Origin of the sequence: Amycolatopsis sp. NPDC048633, from assembly GCF_040650695.1 — a bacterium.
Classification (GTDB): Bacteria; Actinomycetota; Actinomycetes; order Mycobacteriales; family Pseudonocardiaceae; genus Amycolatopsis.
This window is the reverse complement of record NZ_JBEZHS010000019.1, coordinates 138214-155754: the sequence shown is the minus strand read 5'-3', so window position 1 is coordinate 155754 and position 17541 is coordinate 138214. Positions and strand designations below refer to the sequence as shown.

Here is a 17541-nt window from a genome sequence, read left to right as displayed (position 1 = left end):
CGGCAACTCCCGCCAATCCGCCCAAGCTCCCGCCAACCCGGCAGCGCCAAACCCGGCAGCGCCCGGGCCGGCAGCGCCCGGGCCGGCAGCGGCCCTGCGGGCAGTCATCCCCCTGCTCTCGTACCAGCGGCGCCGCGGGCAGCCGAACGACCCGTGCCCCTCCAACCCGCCACCCGATCCGCCTCGTTCCCGCCACCCCGCGCACCCGCCATCGGCCCTCGCCGACAGCCAATCCGCCCCGCATCCCGCAACCCCACCGGCGGCCCTGCCGACCTCACCCTTCCTGCCGCCCGTCAGCTCCTCTTACTCCCGGCTCCTCCCCCGGCCCGCGAGCAGCACCGCCGCGCCCGCCACCGCCATCACCACGCTCGCCACGACATGCAGCGAAGGCGGCAACACGTGCAGCTGGACGAACCAGCTGGGCGACCGCGCGTCCAGCAGCCGGTTCAGCAACCCGCCCGCGCCCTGGACCACCAGCAGGATCCCCAGCAGCTCGATCACGACCGCACCTCCTCGCGCTTGCCGAACAGCTCCTCCCACACCGGCCCGGTGAGCAGCCAGATCGTCGCCACCGTGCCCAGCCGCGGGAACCAGCCCCACAGCGGCGCCACCTGCTCCGGCGTGCCGATCGCGAGGATCGCCGCCAGCAGCGCCGCCGCGGACAGTCCGCAGGCCAGCAGGCACTTGCCGAACTCGCGCCACTCGTGGCGCCGGCCCCGCCGCTTCGGGGGTGGCGGCGGCCCGCCGGCGAACCGGTGCGCGAACCGCGCGTCGGCCCAGCGCACCATGCCCGGCCCGAACACGACGCTGAAGCCCAGGTACACCGCCGCGAGACCGTGGGTGAAGTTCGCCTTCGCCCCACCGGCCAGGTCGATCACCGTCGCCACCAGCACGACCACGTCGATCAGCGGTACCATGGCCAGCAGCACGACCGACGCCCGCCGGGCTCGCAGCGCGTACCGCACCGCCAGGCCCGCTACGAGCAGCACCCAGAACCCGATCTCGCCGCCCGCGATGACGGCGGCCATCGGATTCTCCGCGAAGAACTTCCCGATTTCGTCCACGCTTCCAGGCTCGCCCGCGGGCCGCCTCGAGCGCGTCGTCAGAAAGCACGACCGTGGGTCATCACTTCGTAGGACGCGCCCCGGTCACCCCGTGTGCTCGAATGGTCACATGTCCCTCCCACGCCTGCGTTCGCTCCCGGTGTGGCAGCAGGACGCCCTGATCGCGCTGACCACCTGGCTGATCGGCTTCCTCGTCTACGCTGCCGGCATCCACCGGCTGGTCACCGCGTACGACCACGCCCCGCTGTGGGTGCGGCTGCTGGAGCTGACCGCGCTGTGCGGCCTCGAGCTGCTCCGCCGGTGGGTACCGGGCGCGCTGCTGCTCGCCACCGCCGTGCTCGCGGCCGACATCTGGCTCAGCCCGTCACTGCCGGTCGTGGTCATCTACACCGACTTCCTCTACGCGGCGACGCTGTACGGCTCCCGCCGCACGAGCCGGGTGATGATCGGCGTCGCCGCCCTGTCGGTGGTGTCCGTGCTGGCCGCACTCCTCGTACTGGGGCAGCAGTGGCGCACGGCGGTGCTGGCCGCGGTGAGCATGCTGCCGTTCGTCCTCATGCCGGTGTGGTGGGCGGCGAACGTCCGGCAGCAGCGCGACGTCGCCGACGCCGAGCGGGCGAACGCGGGGCAACTCGCCAAAATCGCGGAGCTGGACCGGCGGGCGGCGGTGGCCGCCGAACGCGGGCGGATGGCGCGCGACCTGCACGACGTGATCGCCGGGCACCTCTCGGCCATCGCGATCCAGTCGGAGGCCGCCCTGTCCTTGCAGGACCCGAAGCTGGCGAAGACGGTGCTGAAATCGGTGCGGGAGAACAGTGTCAGCGCGCTGGAGGAGATGCGGACGATGATCGGCCTGCTGAAGACCGAGGGCGGTGACGCGGAGATCGCCGCACCGGCCCGGCTGGCGGAGCTGTCCAAACTGGTCGAATCGGCGCGGGCGAGCGGGCTGGCGGTGACCGTGGAGTCCACTGTGGACAAACAAGCCCCGCTCCCGGCCGCGGTGGACCTGACCGCGTACCGGATCGCCCAGGAGGCCTTGACTAACGCGGTGAAGCACGCCCCGGGCGGCCAGGTCGACGTGGACATCCGGCACGTCGACGGGATCCTGGCCGTGGAGGTCCGCAACGACGTGCACCACCCGAGCACCGGCGCCGACGGCTCCGGCACGGGCCTGCTGAACATGCGCGAGCGAGCGGACGCGGTGGGCGGGACGCTGACCGCGGGGCCGGCCGGCGAGAGCTGGCTGGTCCGTGCCGAACTGCCGGTGGGCCCGGCGGAAGGGGCGGACCGATGACCGTCACCGTCCTCATCGCGGACGACCACGAAGCCATCCGGGACGGCCTCACCATGATCCTCAACAACGCCGACGGCGTCCGGGTCGTCGGGGAGGCCGCGGACGGCGCCACCGCCGTCCGGCAGGCCCGGGCGCTGCGCCCGGACGTCACCTTGATGGACGTCCGGATGCCGGGCGTCGACGGGATCACCGCCACCCGTCAGGTGCTCGCCGAAGGGCTGTCCGAGGTCCTCGTGCTCACCACCTTCGACCTCGACGAGTACGTCGATGGCGCGCTACGTGCCGGTGCGGCCGGGTTCCTGCTCAAATCGGTCGAAGCGTCGCGGCTGATCGAAGCCGTGAAACAGGTCGCGGCCGGTGAAGGAGTGCTCGCCCCGCAGATCACGCGGCGGGTGATCACCGCGTTCGCCGCCGGCAGCCGGGAACCCGCGCCCGCGCCCCACGGCCTCGAGGACCTGACCGAGCGCGAACGTGAGGTGCTCGCCTGCCTCGGCGAGGGCCTGACGAACACCCAGATCGGCACCCGGCTCTACATCGGCGAGACGACGGTGAAGACGCACGTCTCGCGCGTGCTGGCCAAGCTCGACCTGCGCTCCCGCACCCACGCCGCGATCCTCGCCCGGGAGAATGGCCTGACCCGGGAAAACCCGGCGTCCGCCGTTCTGCGGAAACCTCCGTGACCTTCTAACTTCTCCTCATGGGTGTGCGGAGAACGTTGAACGTGGACGATGTCCTGAAGCGCCAGGACTCCGGGGAGCTCAAGCGGCGGCTGCGCGGACGCGACCTGGTCGGGTTCGGTGTCGGGATCATCATCGGCACCGGCATCTTCACCCTCGCGGGCGTCGAGGCGAAGACGCACGCCGGGCCCTCGGTGACGCTGTCGTTCGTGCTCGGCGCGGTCGTCGCGGGGCTCGCGGCGCTCTGCTACGCCGAGCTCGCCTCCAGCGTCCCGACGGCCGGAAGCGCTTACACATACGCCTTCGCCACCCTCGGCGAGGTGTTCGCCTGGATCATCGGCTGGGACCTGCTGCTGGAGTTCGCGCTCGGCGCCGCCGTGGTGTCGCGCGGCTGGTCCGGCTACCTGGCCAACCTGCTCGGGCTTTCGCCGGAGTGGTTCGGCGAGGACGCGAAGGTGAACGTCGGGGCGGTGCTGATCATCGCGGTGCTGACCGTCGTCGCCGTGCTGGGCATCAAAGAGTCGGCCTGGCTGACCAACGTGCTCGTCTGCGTGAAGGTCGCGGTCTGCGTGCTGGTGCTGGCGGTCGGCTTGTTCTTCGTCAAGGGCGCCAATCTGACGCCGTTCATCCCGCCGGCCCAGGCTCCCGCGAACGGCTCGACGGTGCTGGAGCAGCCGATCGTCCAGGCCGCACTCGGCCTGGAGCAGTCGGTCTACGGCATCGCCGGGATGGTCACGGCAGCCGCCATCGTCTTCTTCGCCTACACCGGCTTCGAAGCGCTCGCGAACCTCGGTGAGGAGACCCTGAACCCGCGCAAGGACCTGCGGGTCGGCATCCTCGGCGCGCTCGGCGTGTGCGCGCTGCTCTACATCGGTGTGTCGATCGTGCTGACCGGCATGATCCCGTTCACCGACATCGACACCGGCGCGCCGCTGGCCGACGCGTTCGACCGGGTCGGCCAGCACTGGGTCGGCGCGCTCATCTCGCTCGGCGCGGTGACCGGGCTGACGTCGGTGATGATGGTCGAGCTGGTCACGATCGGGCGCATCGGCTTCGCCATGGGCCGCGACGGCCTGCTGCCGAAGGCGCTCGGCGCCACGCACCCGCGCTGGGGCACTCCGCACCGGATGACCATCGGCGGTGCCGCGCTGATCGCCGTGCTGGCCGCGTTCATCCCGATCTCCGAGCTGGCCGACATGGTGAGCATCGGCGCGCTTTCGGCGATGATCATCGTGGCCGTCGCGGTGCCGGTGTTGCGCCGCCGCCGGCCCGATCTGGACCGGCCGTTCAGGGTGCCGTTCTCGCCGGTCGTCCCGATTCTGGCCGCGCTGGCGTGCTTCTACCTGATGCTCAACCTCAACGTGCTCACCTGGATCCGGTTCGCCGTGTGGCTGGTGCTCGGCCTGGTCATCTACTTCGCCTACGGCCGCCGCCACTCGCGGTTCGCGCCCGGGAACGCCGAGGCGGTCAGTCCCAAAACGACGGAGTGAGGCCGGCGACGCGGGCCACCTCGTGCGTCACGGCGACCTGGTCCGCGTCGACGACCACCAGTACCCCGAGCCCGGCCAGCGCCGCCGTGACCCATTCGACGGGCTGGTCGTGGATCCCGTTGTCCCCGAACGACGGATAGGTGTCCACAACGGACAGCAGCGTGCCTTCCGCACCGATGCGGACGCCCGCCACGAGCACGAAGTGGCCACCTGGCGGACGCCAGAGGGACGTCCACAATGGCGGGACGCCGGTGTCGAGGTAATCGAGCAGCGCGCGTTCCGGGGTGTCGTGGGCACCTAGCTCGGCGCCGTCGATCCGGGCGATCACCGCGACGCGCGGCACGTCCCACAGGCCGGCCAGCAGGTCGAAGAGCGTCTCGGTGGTCCACTCCCCCGTCACCGGCACCGCCGCGAGGGCGCCGCCCGACAGCGAACCGACGGCCCTTGCCAGCCCGGAGACCCGCGTCCCCGCGGCGGCCGGGTCGTCGACGACCGGGACCGGCAACCGGAACTCCGGGCGGCCGGCCTCGCCGGGCGGGCGCACGACCGGCCCGCGGACCGTCCCCGCGGCCACCGCGACGGTGTCCTGGTCGGGCACGTCGAGCCCGGCCGCGCGCAGCGCCGCGAGCCCGCAGAACGCCGCGGCCAGGCCGTCTTTCTGGGGCAGCTCCGCCTGGGCGACTGCGGCCAGCCGGGCCCCGCCCGGCAGCCACCGCACCCCGGACAGGTCGAGCTGCCCGCCGTCGATCCCCGAAGACATCGGTCCTCTCAGCGGCTTCCCGGATTCGATGACGTCATCATCCCAGCCTCAATAACGCCACAGGTGTGCGGCCACGATCTCGTCGGCCGTGCGCTCGGCCGCCCACGCCGCGTCGGACGCCCGGACCGCGCGGAAGGCCCCGAGCAGGTCGTCGCCGAGCACGCCGGCGACCCGCGGCGAGGCCGTCAGGGCGGCGTCCTGCTCGGCGGTGTCCGCCGGCAGCCGGCGCACCCCGCGCGTCTCCCGCTCGCCTTCGGTCCAGCCGCCCGGGTCCTCGGCGATCGGGTCGGGCAGCGCGGCCGCGTCTTCGATGCCGGCCATCCCGGCGGCCAGCACCACGGCCAGGGCGAGGTAGGGGTTGGCGGAGGCGTCCGACGTCTTGAGCTCGACGTTCGCGTGGTCGGCGCCCAGCAGCGGCGAGCCCGGGACGTACCGCAGCGGCGCTTCCCGGTTCTCGACGCCCCAGAAGGCGTAGGCGCCCGCGAAGTAGCCGGGGCGCAGCCGCAGGGTCGACGGGACGCTCGGCGCGGTGATCGCGGTCAGCGCCGGCAGGTCGCGCAGCAGGCCGGCGAGGTAGCCGGCGCCGTCGGCGGCGGGGATGCCGCTATCCCCGTCGTCGAGGAGGTTTCGGCCCTTGCGTCGGACGGAGGTGTGCAGGTGCCAGCCGTTGCCGGCCGCACCGAGCCCGACCAGCGGCGCGAAGCTGACGACGAGGCCGTGCGCGTGCGCGGCGGCGTGGATGGTCTGGCGGGCCAGCAGCTGGTCGTCGGCGGCGGAGACCGGATCGGTGGCAGCCAGCGACAGCTCGACCTGCGCCACGCCGTACTCGGCGTGCAGCTGACCGATCCGCAGGCCGTTGGCGGCGAAGTCGTGCAGGAGGGCGGCGACGAAGCCGTCGAGGCCGACCAGGGCGTGCGGGCTGTAAGCGGGCCCGGGGTGCCCGGGCGTGGTGACGACATCGGTGCTGCCCGCGGGCGCGACGGCGAACTCGAGCTCGTAGCCGGCCCGGAACTCCAGCCCGCGCCGCGCGCCCTCGGCGACCTGCGCTTCGAGGACGGCGCGCTGGCAGTAGGGCCACGGCTCACCGTCGGCGGCGACCTGCCGGACGGGCGCCCAGGCCAGCGCGGGCTGCCCGGCGAGCCGCCGCAGCCGGTCGACGACCGGCAGGAGCCGGATGTCCCCGGACGGCGTGGCGAGGCCGGCGTGCCCATAGGTGATGGCGTCGTGGCTGTCGAAAACGGCGAAGAGCGAGGTGACCCCGACGCCCCGCGACGCGGCGCCGGCGAGGCCGCCGATGGGGACGATGCGCGAGCGCGGGATGCCGTTGTTGTCCGCCCAGGCGAGGTGCACACCAGCCACCCCGGCCGCGGCGAAGTCCTTCGCCGCCGCTGACGCCGCTTTGGTCATGGCATCCGCCTCCTCGGGCCCCGGACAGACCCCCGCCCTTCCCGGGGGGACGTCCCCGCTCCAGCGTATCGGGCGTGTCCGACGAAATGGCCGGAGAAAGCGCCGGCGGGCCGGATTGTCCACATCACGGCAGGCCTGTGGGCAACTCGGCGAGGCACCGACCCGGCGAGCATCAACCAGGCGTGGCGATCCGGCTGACCTGGCAGGGCACCCAACCGGGCGAGGCACCGGCCCGGCAGAGCCTCGACCCGGCACGCCAACCCCGGGCCAGGCATGGACCGGGCAGGCACCCGCCCGACGCCTCAGCCCAGCAGGCCTCAACCTGGCAGGGCACCAACCAGGAAAGGCACCGGCCCGGCAGAGCCTCGACCCGGCACGCCAACCCGGGCCAGGCATGGACCGGGCAGGCACCCGCCCGACGCCTCAACCCGGCAGGCCTCACCTTGGCAGGCTCAACTTGGCAGGGCATCAGCCCTGCGAACCTCGACCCGGCAGGACACCCAGCCCGCCATGGCACCAACCCGGCAGGCACCCGCCCGACAGGCCTCACCGCGGCAAGGCACCAGCCCAGCGAGTTCTCACCCAGGCGGCTCCGGCGCCGGCCGCACAGGCTCGTCCCGGCTCCGCAACGCCACCCCACCCGCCACCGCCAGCGTCCCCAGTGCCTCCGGTAGCGACGGCACCTGCCCCAGCAGCACGAACCCCAGCACCCCGGCCGTGACCGGCAGCAGCGCCAGCAGGACCGCGAACCGGGCCTGTCCGAGCCTCCGCAGCACCACCTGGTCGAGCGCGTACGGCACCACCGTCGACAGCACCCCCACGCCGACCCCCAGCAGCAGCATCCGTGGCGAAGACCACACCTCCCCGGTCCCGAGAGCCAGCGGGGACAGCCCCACCGTCGCCGCGAGGAAGCCGATCGCCAGGCTGTCGATCCCCGATCCCTCGGCTGACGCCACCCTCTTGCCCAGGAGGACGTAGCCCGCCCAGGCCGCCGCCGCGCCCAGGGCGAACAGCACCCCGGAAACCGAACCCGCGAGCTGGACGTCCGCGATCGCCGCCACCCCGCAGGCCACCAGCACCACCGCCAGCACGTCCCGCCGGGACCGGGACCCGAACGCCGCCACCAGGACCGGGCCCACGAACTCCAGCGCCACGACCGTCCCCAGCGGGAGGCGGGCGATCGCCTCGTAGAAGAGCACGTTCATGACCGCCGTCACGACGCCGAACGCGATCGCCAGGACCAGCCGGCGGCCCCGCCAGGCGGCCCGGGGCGGGCGCCGCCAGGCCAGGAGCACCACCGCCGCGCCGAGGCAGCGCAGCCACGCGACCCCGGCCGGGGTCGCGTGGCCGAAAAGGCCGACCGCGATCGCCGCGCCGGCGTACATGGAAATTCCGCTGAGAACGAACAACAGCGGGGCGGGTACCGCGGAAAGCCTCCTCGGCGAAGTCAGCGTGCTCACTACCTCATGGTGCCTGACCACGGAAAACGTAACTCTCCGGGTATTCGTCTCCTGCATTGCGGGATCCCGCTACGACATCCGGGGTAAATCGACGTGACTCAGCTCCCACCGGCGCGGGAACACTTGCGGGCCGCGAAACGTCTGGAAGAGTGGAAGCACGAACACCGCGGAGCCGGAGGCGATCGCCGCCCCCGACATCAGTCCGATGTGGGCGTAGCTGGATCGATGGCACCGGGCAACCGGTGCCGGGACGGAGGGAGACCCCCATGACAACGCCGACGCTCACCCGCCCCGAACTGACCGCCGCCGACCGCTGTGACCGGTGCGGGGCCGCAGCTCAGGTACGCGCCGTCCTCAAGGGCGGCGAGCTTCTCTTCTGCGGGCACCACGCCCGCGAGCACGAGGCCAAGCTCAAGGAACTGTCCGCCGACATCCAGCGGTAACGACCCCGAAACGCCCGAAGGCGGCCGGTGCGCACAGGCACCGGCCGCCTTCGCATTTTTGAAACCTGCACAGCCTGCAACTTGCAAAGTGCGTGGCGGATATCACGGTACGGCCGCGAAAAGCCGTGATTACGGACACGAAACCGGACAAGAAATCAGACAGAATCCAGCACGACTTCGAACGCCACTTCGGCGGCTCCCAGCAGCTTCACATCGGCTCCCAACGCCGAGCTGATGATCCGGGTGCCGCCGACCGCCCGGCTCACCAGGCTGCGCCGGCGCACCTCCGTGCCGACGTGCCGCAGCACCGCCTCCGGCAGCACCGTCAGCAGGTCGCCGAGGATCACCAGCTGCGGCCCGAGCAGGTTGACGACGTTGATCAGCCCCAGCGTCAGCCACTCGGCGAACTCCGCCAGCCGCGACAGCGCCGCCTCCGGGTTCCGGCCCAGCTCGCGCAGCTCGAACAGGATCGCCCCGCGAGGCGTGTCCTCGGGCAGGCCGAGCGCCCGGCACAACGCCGCTTCTCCGACCTCGGTCTCCCAGCAGCCGCTGCTGCCGCAGTAGCAGGCCCGCCCGTCCGGGCGGATCACCATGTGCCCGATCTCGCCGACGTAGCCGGAGCCGCCGCGCAGCGCCGACCCTTCGGCGATGACGCCGCCGCCGACCCCGACGTCCGCCGAGATGTACACCACGTCGGACGCCCCGCGGGCCGCGCCGCGCAGGTGCTCGGCGACCGCGCCGAACTCGGCGTCGTTGCCGACCATGATCGGGATCTGCAGCACCCCGCCGAGCCGTTCGCCGAGCGCGACGTCGGTCCAGCGCAGGTTCGGCGCCTCGTGCACGTACCCGTCGGACCGCCGGACGACGCCCGGTACCGACACCCCGGCCGCCACCGGGGTCACGTCGAGGTCGCCGGCCAGGACGGCCGTCGACTCGATGACGTGGGTGATGACCTCGTCGGGCTGGCCCATCCGGCCGCGCAGGTTCCAGCTGTTGCGGCCCAGGATCTGGCCGCCCAGCCCGACCAGGGCGATCGCGACGTGCTCGACCTGCAGGTCGACCGCGAGCACGACCGCCGCGTGCGGCTGGGGCAGGACCAGGAGCGAGGGGCGGCCCGCCCCTCGTCCCGGCCTCGGCACCTTCTCCTCGACGACACCGGCTTCGGCGAGCCCGTCGACGAGGGTCTTGATCGTGCTCCGGTTGAGCCCCAGCTCGGCGGCCAGGGTCGCCCGGGTGCTCGGCCCGCCGACGTGCAGCAGGCGGAGCAGGGTCGTGCGGTTGTGCCGACGCACCTCGTCCGGACGTGCGACGGGTGAGCTGGACACGGACCTGATCATTCCATGCTGGTTCAGCGCGTGGACGCAGCCGCGCGGCGCCGGGACAGCGCGTCGACCGTGGCGGCGAGCAACAGGACCAGGCCGGTGACGATGTTGACCACCGCGGCCGGCTGCTTGAGCAGGCCCAGGCCGTTGATGACCACGGCGATCACCAGGCCACCGACGACGGCGTCGGCCACGCGGCCCTTACCGCCGAACAGCGACGTGCCGCCGATGACGGCCGCGCCGACCGAGTACAGCAGCGTGTTGAGGCCACCGGACTGCGGGCTGACCGAGCCCACCTTCGACGCGGCGACGATGCCGCCGATGGCCGCGACCGCCGAGCCGATGACGAACACGCTCGCCCGGATCTTCGGCACGTCGATACCGGCGCGGCGGGCGGCTTCCTTGTTGCCGCCGACCGCGTACACGTACCGGCCGTACTTGGTCCGGTTGAGCACGTAGGTCCCGGCCACCAGCAGCACCAGCATGATCGGGATGACGTACGGGACGCCCTGGATCGTGACGACCGCCTTGTTCGGCGAGCGGTTGATCGTCAGCAGCCAGGTGCCCAGGCCCGACAGCACCACGAGCGCGGCGACCTTGACGACCACCAGCGCCGTCGGCTGGACGACCAGGCCGCGCTGGAGCCGCCGGAAGTGGCTCAGCAGCGTGATCACCGCGAACCCGCCGGCCGCGACGAGGAAGAAGATCCAGCTGCCGAGGACGTTCAGGTTGCCGTTGGCGATCTTGTACAGGACGTCGGAGTTGGTGATGCCGATCGTGCCGCCCTCACCGATGAACTGCAGCAGGACGCCCTGCCACACGATGAACAGCGCCAGCGTCACGACGAAGGACGGCATGCCGATCTTCGACACCAGGAAGCCGGTGATGCAGCCGATCGCGGTGCCCACGCAGATGGCGAGCAGGATCTCCAGCCAGGCGCTGGCGGGGACGCCGATCGCGACGAGCAGCAGGCCGACCAGCGACAGCGCGGCACCGGCCCAGATCCGCTGGTACGCCGACAGCAGCATGGCCGCGGCGAGGACCGCGATGAACGTGATGAACACGCCGGATCCCATGGAGCCCAGCAAGTTGCCCGCATGGACGTAGTGCAGGGCCATCACGGACGCGGCGGTGCCGGAGGCCACACCGGCGGCGAGGTCGATCTCGCCGAGCAGCAGCACGAAGACGATGCCCATCGCGATGATGATCACGCCCGCGCCCTGCGGGAAGACGTTGGCGATGTTGGCCAGCGTGAAGAAGTTGTCCGACAGCGCGCTGAACAGGATGACCAGCACGAGCAGGCCGAACAGCGACGGCAGCGAGCCGAGCTCACCGGCGCGCAGGCGGGCGAAGTAGTCACGGACGGCTTCGCCGGTTGACATCGATGTCGTGTCGATGCCGAAGTCGGTGATGGCCGCGGTGGGGTTCTGGGTCTGCGCGAGCGCTTCCGCGGCCGGCGTGCCGACCTCGGGCTTGGCAGGAGTTTCAGTCATTTCCGGTTCTTTCTTCCCGCTCACAGGACCACGGCTTCGGGCCGGGCCAGGCCGAGGTCACCGGAGCGCCCGGCGGTGATCAGCTCCACGATCTGGCCGTGGGAGACGTCCTTCGTGTGCACCTCGGCGACGAGGCGGCCGAGGTAGAGCACCGAGATGCGGTCGGCGACCTCGAACACGTCGGCCATGTTGTGGCTGATCAGCACGACCCCGAGTCCCTGCTCGGCGAGCCGCCGGACCAGGTCGAGCACCTGCCGGGTCTGCGCGACGCCGAGGGCTGCGGTCGGCTCGTCGAGGACGACGACCTTGCTGTTCCACAGCACCGACTTGGCGATGGCGACGGTCTGGCGCTGTCCACCGGACAGCGAGGAGACCGGCGTCCGGACCGACTTCACGGTCCGCACCGACAGGGAGGCCAGCGTTTCGCGGGCGGCCTTCTCCATGCTGGCTTCGTCGAGCTTCCACGAATTCCCGCGCTCGCGGCCGAGGAACATGTTCTGGACGATGTCGAGGTTGTCGGCGAGCGCGAGGTCCTGGTACACGACCTCGATGCCGAGGTCGGCCGCGTCCTTCGGACCGCGGATGTGGGCGTCCTGCCCGTTGAACCGCACGGCCCCCGAGTCGTACGGGTGGATACCGGCGATGCACTTGACGAGGGTCGACTTGCCGGCGCCGTTGTCGCCGACCAGGGCGGTCACTTCGCCCGCACGCACGTCGAAGTCCACGTCGTGGAGGACGTGGACGGGGCCGAAGCTCTTGTTCAGGCCCTTGATCTCGAGGATGGGCTCACTCATGGATGGCAGTTCTCCGAATTTCCGATGCCCTTTGCCGCCGCTGGGGCCAGGCGATCCCCGCGAGCGGGGAGTGGGGACCGGGCCGGGGCGCGCCGTCGGGGTGCGCGTCCCGGCCCGGCTGTTCGTGGGTACTACGGGCGGCTCAGGAGATGCCGAGCGAGCTGCACTTGGCGGCGAGGTCGCCACCGCAGATCTCGGTCGCCTTCACATAGCCCTGGGTGACGACGGTCTTGACGTCCTTCTCCAGGATCGTCGTCGGGGTCAGCAGCACGGACTTGATGTCGCGGTTGCCCGTCGGGTCGTGCAGCTTCGCCGTGGCGATCGCGTCCGCACCGGCGGTGTCACCCTTGGCGAGGGCGGCGGCCAGCTTGGCGGTGCCCTCGGCCTCTTCCTTGATCGGCTTGAAGACCGTCATGTACTGCTCGCCGCGCATGACCGCCATCAGGCCGTCGGCGGTCGCGTCCTGGCCGGTGACCGGGACCTTCCCGTTGAGGCCGTTCTTCTTGAGGATGGTGATGACCGCGCCGGCCAGGCCGTCGTTCGCCGCGACGACGCCGTCGACCTTGCCGCCGTTGGCGGTGAAGATCTGCTCGAACGTCGTGCCGCCGAGCTGGTTGTCCCAGTCGTTGATCGGCTGCTTCTGGAGCCGCTTCAGCGTGCCCGCCGAGAACAGCGGCTCGAGGACGGAGTCCTGGCCCTTGGTGAACAGCGTGGCGTTGTTGTCGGTCGGGGCGCCCTCGATCTGGACGACGTTCGCGCCCGGCTTGCTCTTCAGCGCGTCGGCCATGGCCTGGCCCTGCAGCTGGCCGACCTTCTCGTTGTCGAACGAGACGTAGTAGTCGGCGGAGCCGCCGAGGCTCGGGCGGTCGTAGTCGATGACCGGGATGCCCGCGGCCTTCGCCTTGGCCTCGACCGCGGCACCGACGGCCGGGTCACCGGGGGCGATGATCAGGACCTTGACGCCGGAGCTGATGAAGCCGTCGGCCAGGGTGGCGAACTTCTGGTTGTCGCCCTGGGCGTTCTGGACGTCGACATCGAAGCCCTGGGCCGTCAGTGCGGCCTGCAGCATCGGCTTGTCGAACGCTTCCCAGCGCGCCGAGGTGGCGGTCTCCGGGAGGATGACGCCGACCTTGCCGCTGGCACCACCGGCGGCGGCCGGCGCGGAGGAGGAGGCGGAGTTGCTCCCCGTGCCCCCGCTGTCTGAACTGTTGGCACCGCAAGCGGTCAGCACCAGGCCGGTGCTCACCGTCGCGGCGAGGAGGGTAAGGGTTCTGCTGCGCATCCTCGTTCCTTCCGGATCCAAGCATTGGTGACGAGTGGGCCGTCGACGTCGTCTCGGGCCCTGCGAGGCGGTGATCCGGAGGGTCCCGGCGCACCGACGCGCATATGTTGTGGGCGACAACATATGCCGCTGAGCGGCTGCGGGGAAGATAGCTGGATCGATTAAATGACACCAATTGGACACGGTTCGGCAACACAGGCTGAGCGTCGCCCGGAAAGAGTAGATCCGCTGACGATGTGATCGCCAGCACTTACCGTGTGTTACATCCAGGTTTCTTGCCGACGTGAAGATACTCCGTCGGTGTACACCGAGCGCTATCCGACGCGAAGTGGTGGTGAACCCACCGCGAAGGACGGTAATTGGTCGCCGACTTGCGAACTTCGACGCCGATCGTGCCCGATGCGCCACAGCCCGGGGGACGCACGGGCAGCCGGGAGACGACCGAATAGGCACGCAACGTCACGGAGTTGTGGAAGGTCCGGCGCCGGCCCGGTGGAACGGACGGTGACGGGCGAGTTCAGCCTCCTGGGCGACACGACGGGCCTGGATGGGGAGGTCTGGGCGGCCTCGGCCGCGGGGCTTCCCGCGCCGGCCGGATCGGCCCGGGCGGCGTAGTCGGGCGGGCTCGGCCGAGCCTTGCGCGACGCCCCGCGGGCATCGAGTCGGCCGCCCCGACCACCCCGCGGCATCCGACGCCCGCGGCCCGCGCGACAACCCGCAAGCATCCGACCCGAGGTCCACTGGGGGGGGCGGCCTGCGCGACCATCCGCGGCATCCAACGCGAGGTCCACCGCCCGCGACCCGTGCGAACGACCCTCGGTCAGCGGGTCAGCGCCTCACCAGGTCCGCAGGGTGACGATCCGCTCCTCGAGCTGCTCGACCGTCGCCATGGCGGTGACCGGGCCGCCGCACACCCGGCGCAGCTCGTTGTGGATCGCGCCGTGGGGCTTCTTCGTGCGGTGGTGGTACATGCCCACCAGCGCGTTCAGCTCCTTGCGCAGCGCGCCGAGGCGCTCGCTCACCGACTGCGGACGAGCCTGCGGGGCCGGCTCCTCCTTCGCGGGCTTGCGGCGCTTGTCGTCCGCGATCTGCTCTTCCTGCCGCTTCCGCAGCAGCGCGCGGACCTGGTCGGGCTCGAGCAGCCCCGGCAGGCCGAGGTACTCCTGCTCCTCGTCCGACCCCGAGAACACCGCCGTGCCGAACGAGTTGCCGTCGTAGATGACCTGGTCGAGCTCGGCCGAGGCGCCCAGCGAGGTGAACGCCTTCTCCTCCTCGCCCGGCTCGTCCTCGGTGCGGTTGGCCTGGGCGAGGAGCTCGTCCTCCCAGCCCTCCTGCTCCCGGTGGGGCTTGCCCAGGACGTGGTCGCGCTGCGCCTCCAGCTCGCTGGCCAGCTCCAGCAGCACCGGCACCGACGGCAGGAACACGCTCGCCGTCTCGCCCTTCTTCCGCGCTCGCACGTACCGGCCGATCGCCTGGGCGAAGAACAGCGGGGTCGACGCGCTCGTGGCGTACACGCCGACGGCCAGCCGCGGGACGTCGACGCCCTCGGAGACCATCCGGACGGCCACTATCCAGCGCTCGTTCGTCTCGGAGAACTCCTTGATCCGGCCCGAGGCCTTCGGATCGTCCGACAGCACCAGCGTCGGCGCCTCGCCCGAGAGCCGCTCCAGGATCTTCGCGTACGCGCGTGCCGACTCCTGGTCGGTGGCGATGACCAGGCCGCCCGCGTCGGGCACGCTCTGGCGCACCTGCGACAGCCGCGTGTCCGCGGCGTGCAGGACCGCCGGGATCCACTCGCCCGCCGGGTCGAGCGCCGTGCGCCACGCCCGGGCGTTCTGCTCCGCGGTCAGCGGCTCGCCGAGCCGCGCGGTGAACTCCTCCCCCGCGCTCGTGCGCCAGGAGGCCTCGCCCGAATACGCCAGGAAGACGACCGGGCGGACCACGCCGTCGGCCAGCGCGTCCGCGTAGCCGTACGAGTGGTCGGCCTTGCTGCGCTGGAAGCCGCCCGCGTCCGGCTCGTATGTGACGAACGGGATGGCCGAATCGTCGGACCGGAACGGGGTCCCGGTCAGGCACAGGCGCCGCACGGCCGGGGTGAAGGCCTCGCGGATCGCGTCACCCCACGACTTCGCGTCACCGCCGTGGTGGATCTCGTCGAGGATCACCAGCGTCTTGCGGTTCTCCGTGCGCACCCGGTGCAGGTTCGGGTGGGCCGCGACCTGCGCGTAGGTCAAGGCGACGCCGTTGTAGTCCGACGACGTCACCCCCGTGGTGTTGCGGAAGTTCGAGTCGATCTGGATGCCGGCCACGGCCGCCGCCGAGGCCCACTGGTGCTTGAGGTGCTCGGTCGGGGTGACGATGGTGACCGCCTCGATCGTGCGGTCGCTCAGTAGCTCGGCGGCGATCCGGAGTCCGAACACCGTCTTGCCGGCGCCCGGCGTCGCCACCGCGAGGAAGTCCTTCGGCCTGCGCGTCAGGTACTTGGTGAGTGCGCGCCGCTGCCACGCCCGGAGCGGGCGCGCGGTCGAATCCTTCTCCGCGGGAGGCGCTCCGAGCTGCGTCTCCGTCATCGCCGGTCTTCCCCCTCGCTCACGTGCCTCAAGTGCTTTGACGTGCGAAAACCCTCACTGTGGTACCGACTTCGGCTGTGACAACCGGGCTGGCGACTGCGGTGAGGGCACTGGACCGAGTCTACCGGCCGGGTCCGACACTTCCCGGCACCGGCACGGGTGATGTCGGCCGACACGCCCGGGTGCAGGGGGTGTGACGAGCCAAATCTCCACGGATGGACCATGCTGGACACGTCATGGGTGAGGTGCAGCCGTCCGGAGCGACGAAGGTGGCCCGCAAGGGGCCGTGGCGCCTCCTCACGCGCACGCTCGGCAAGGCCTGGGAAGGCAACATCTTCTCCGAGGCCGCCGAAGCGGCTTTCTGGCAGACGCTCTCGCTGCCGCCACTGCTGCTGGGCCTGCTCGGCAGCCTGGGCTTCGTCGGCGAGTGGTTCGGCCAAGACGTCGTCACCCAGGTGCACGACCGGATCATCGGCTTCTGCAAGACGGTCTTCAGCGCCAACGCCGTCCACGACATCATCGAGCCGACCGTGAACAGCATCCTCACCGTCGGCAAGGGCGAGATCGTCTCGGTCGGCTTCCTGATCTCGCTGTGGGCGGGTTCGTCGGCGATGTCGTCGTTCGTGGACGCGATCACCGTCGCCCACGACCAGTACGGCGTCCGCAACGACGTCTGGCAGCGGATCTTCGCGCTGCTGCTGTACCTGTGCGGCCTGGTCATCCTGGTGGTCGGGCTGCCGCTGCTGGCGATCGGCCCCGACCTGCTGCCGGAGTTCTTCCCCACCGACTGGCGCCCGACCGTGACGTCGTGGGTGAGCACGCTGTACTTCCCCACCCTCGGGGTGATGATCACCCTCGCGCTGACCACGCTGTACAAGCTCGCCCTGCCGCGGAAGCTGCCGTGGCACCGCGGGCTGCCCGGCGCGGGGCTCGCGATGGTCGTGTTCCTGCTCTCCTCGGTCGGCCTGCGCGTCTACCTGAACTGGATCACCAAGACCGGCTACACCTACGGGGCGCTCGCCGCGCCGATCGCGTTCCTGCTGCTGATGTTCTTCATCGGCCTGGCCGTGGTCGGCGGGGCCTACTTCAACAGCGCGATCCAGGAGCTGTGGCCGGCGAAGGCGACCCGGCGGCAGCGGCGCAAGTGGCGGCGGCTGGAGATGGAGCGCGCCTCCGAGCAGCTGCGTTCGGAGGAGGGCCGCAAGCTGTGGGAGCGCACCACCACGCCGCTGCGGCGCCCGCGCCCCGAAGAGGTCTCCGCCAACGGTGACGCGCCGGAGGAGCCCGACGCACCGTCCGATGAGGACGAACCGTCACCGAGCGCGCCGGACCCGGCACCCAGCGCTGCTCAGGGTCGGGTCTCCTCCCAAGGGACGACCCGGAATCCACCCATGGACTGAGTCGCCCCTCAGGCCGGGCATGGGAAGCTCAGCGGGTCACTGACGCAGGCGTCGGTCGCCGCGTCGTTCCCGAGGGGGTTCCCAG

General features: G+C 71.3%; 15 protein-coding genes. 5 read left to right on the top strand and 10 right to left on the bottom strand.

What is annotated here, in order from left to right; genetic code table 11:
• Positions 1-303 precede the first annotated feature (303 nt).
• Both AB0C38_RS29765 and AB0C38_RS29760 read right to left on the bottom strand, forming a co-directional pair.
• Positions 304-501: a hypothetical protein gene (locus AB0C38_RS29765; RefSeq protein WP_360679502.1), complete on the bottom strand. Its 198-nt coding sequence runs from the start codon at positions 499-501 to the stop codon at positions 304-306.
• On the bottom strand, positions 498-1064 hold the full coding sequence (locus AB0C38_RS29760; RefSeq protein WP_360679499.1) for a hypothetical protein: 567 nt from the start codon (positions 1062-1064) through the stop codon (positions 498-500). The genes AB0C38_RS29765 and AB0C38_RS29760 overlap by 4 nt, the downstream gene beginning before the upstream one ends.
• Positions 1065-1173: 109 nt before the next feature.
• On the opposite strand from AB0C38_RS29760, the gene AB0C38_RS29755 reads away from it, so the two are divergent.
• From AB0C38_RS29755 to AB0C38_RS29745, 3 genes are read left to right on the top strand one after another with little or no spacing between them, the layout of a single operon-like run.
• Positions 1174-2358 carry a histidine kinase gene (locus tag AB0C38_RS29755; protein WP_360679496.1) on the top strand — a complete coding sequence of 395 codons (1185 nt, stop codon included), beginning with the start codon at positions 1174-1176 and terminating at the stop codon, positions 2356-2358.
• Entirely contained in the window at positions 2355-3038 is a 684-nt protein-coding gene (locus tag AB0C38_RS29750; RefSeq protein WP_360679493.1) for a response regulator transcription factor, read from the top strand. The genes AB0C38_RS29755 and AB0C38_RS29750 overlap by 4 nt, the downstream gene beginning before the upstream one ends.
• 41 nt (positions 3039-3079) lie before the next feature.
• Complete coding sequence (locus tag AB0C38_RS29745) at positions 3080-4525, top strand: amino acid permease (RefSeq protein ID WP_360679531.1); 1446 nt, start codon at positions 3080-3082, stop codon at positions 4523-4525.
• Here the strand turns inward: AB0C38_RS29745 and AB0C38_RS29740 are convergent.
• From AB0C38_RS29740 to AB0C38_RS29730, 3 genes are all read right to left on the bottom strand, one after another.
• A complete protein-coding gene (locus AB0C38_RS29740) occupies positions 4503-5285 on the bottom strand; it encodes a hypothetical protein (protein ID WP_360679490.1) in 783 nt (260 codons plus the stop codon). The two genes, AB0C38_RS29745 and AB0C38_RS29740, sit on opposite strands and share 23 nt — an antisense overlap.
• Positions 5286-5333: 48 nt before the next feature.
• Positions 5334-6692, bottom strand: coding sequence for a glutamine synthetase family protein (locus AB0C38_RS29735; RefSeq protein ID WP_360679487.1), 1359 nt, complete (start codon positions 6690-6692; stop codon positions 5334-5336).
• A 578-nt stretch (positions 6693-7270) separates the two neighbouring features.
• Positions 7271-8077, bottom strand: coding sequence for an EamA family transporter (locus AB0C38_RS29730; protein ID WP_360679528.1), 807 nt, complete (start codon positions 8075-8077; stop codon positions 7271-7273).
• Positions 8078-8418: 341 nt separating this feature from the next.
• On the opposite strand from AB0C38_RS29730, the gene AB0C38_RS29725 reads away from it, so the two are divergent.
• The gene (locus AB0C38_RS29725; protein ID WP_247011850.1) at positions 8419-8595 is read left to right on the top strand and encodes a hypothetical protein; all 177 of its coding nucleotides are present in this window, start codon (positions 8419-8421) and stop codon (positions 8593-8595) included.
• Between the two features lie 155 nt (positions 8596-8750).
• Here the strand turns inward: AB0C38_RS29725 and AB0C38_RS29720 are convergent, their stop codons facing one another.
• From AB0C38_RS29720 to AB0C38_RS29700, 5 genes are all read right to left on the bottom strand, one after another.
• Positions 8751-9932, bottom strand: coding sequence for an ROK family protein (locus AB0C38_RS29720; RefSeq protein ID WP_360679483.1), 1182 nt, complete (start codon positions 9930-9932; stop codon positions 8751-8753).
• A gap of 11 nt (positions 9933-9943) precedes the next feature.
• On the bottom strand, positions 9944-11410 hold the full coding sequence (locus tag AB0C38_RS29715; protein WP_360679480.1) for an ABC transporter permease: 1467 nt from the start codon (positions 11408-11410) through the stop codon (positions 9944-9946).
• Positions 11411-11430: 20 nt separating this feature from the next.
• Positions 11431-12204 carry an ATP-binding cassette domain-containing protein gene (locus AB0C38_RS29710; RefSeq protein ID WP_247063508.1) on the bottom strand — a complete coding sequence of 258 codons (774 nt, stop codon included), beginning with the start codon at positions 12202-12204 and terminating at the stop codon, positions 11431-11433.
• A gap of 142 nt (positions 12205-12346) precedes the next feature.
• Positions 12347-13486, bottom strand: a complete 1140-nt coding sequence (locus AB0C38_RS29705; protein WP_360679477.1) for a substrate-binding domain-containing protein — start codon at positions 13484-13486, stop codon at positions 12347-12349.
• An 836-nt stretch (positions 13487-14322) separates the two neighbouring features.
• Positions 14323-16056, bottom strand: a complete 1734-nt coding sequence (locus AB0C38_RS29700) for a DEAD/DEAH box helicase (RefSeq protein WP_360679474.1) — start codon at positions 16054-16056, stop codon at positions 14323-14325.
• Between the two features lie 236 nt (positions 16057-16292).
• Here AB0C38_RS29700 and AB0C38_RS29695 point away from each other — a divergent pair, with 236 nt between their 5' ends.
• Positions 16293-17456, top strand: a complete 1164-nt coding sequence (locus AB0C38_RS29695; protein ID WP_360679471.1) for a YihY/virulence factor BrkB family protein — start codon at positions 16293-16295, stop codon at positions 17454-17456.
• Positions 17457-17541: the final 85 nt, after the last annotated feature.